Here is a 1,012-nt window from a genome sequence, read left to right on the forward strand (position 1 = left end):
CCCCACACCCCACACCCCCTTCCCAGATTGCCGCGACGATCGCACCAATTATGCGCTAATTTAGCGAAAGATTCCTTCCTAGTTGTCTCGTGAGGCTCCAACGTGCCCAAGCCCATTCCTTTGTTACCAATTTTCGCTCTTCTTAGTTTACTGACTTTACCAGCACCCGTTTTTGGACAGGCACTTGTGCCCTATACCGTGCAGCTCAATTCTGAGAAACTAGAGGAGCAAGGCTTAAATCTCGCTCAGGATGCCGTTCAACTTGTCCGCTTCCAGCAATCTCAGTTAGCACTACCGAGAGCGCAACTCGCAACACAACTCGCCCCCAAGCGCTATGAAACATGGTTTATCTTGGGCAGTCTGTACGTGCAAAATGAAGAGTTGGATAAAGGTATTCAAGCTCTGCAACAGGCTCGCTCTCTAGATCGAAAAGAGGCAGGAATTTTATTCACTTTGGGTTCAGCCTATTTTCAAAAAAGAGATTATACCACAGCAATTTCCAATTTGCAAGAGGGATTGAAGCTTAAGCCCGATGTTCCCGAAGCATTGTTCGATCTAGGTAATTCTTATTACATGCTCAAGCAGTATGCTCCAGCACTTACCGCTTATGAAAAAGCAGTGGCTCAGGAAAAAAACTTCTGGCCTGCGATTAATAATATTGGACTGCTGAAATACGAACAGGGGGATATAGCAGGTGCAATTGAAAAATGGCGAATTGCGATCGGGCTTGACAAGGAAGCGGCTGAACCTCAGCTAGCGGCTGCGGTAGCTTTTTATACTAAGGGTGAGAAAGATAAGGGCATAGCCATGGGAGAATCGGCTATCCGTTTAGACAATCGCTATGCCGACTTGCAGTTTCTCAAGGAAAATCTCTGGGGGGAACGCCTCCTCGCTGATACTAAAAAGTTTCTGGAAAATCCCAAAATTCAAGCCGCTATTGCCCAAAGCCAAAATTCTCCCTCACGGATAGAAAGTTCTCCTTAGTCCATTATCGGGACAAGGGGGACAAGGG

The 1,012-nt window shown here is 46.8% G+C and carries 1 protein-coding gene; it reads left to right on the plus strand.

What is annotated here, in order from left to right:
- The first annotated feature begins 102 nt into the window (after positions 1-102).
- Positions 103-984: a tetratricopeptide repeat protein gene (locus NJ959_RS30010; RefSeq protein WP_254015417.1), complete on the plus strand. Its 882-nt coding sequence runs from the start codon at positions 103-105 to the stop codon at positions 982-984.
- Positions 985-1,012: the final 28 nt, after the last annotated feature.

The organism is Limnofasciculus baicalensis BBK-W-15 (assembly GCF_024178385.1).
GTDB lineage: Bacteria > Cyanobacteriota > Cyanobacteriia > Cyanobacteriales > Coleofasciculaceae > Limnofasciculus > Limnofasciculus baicalensis.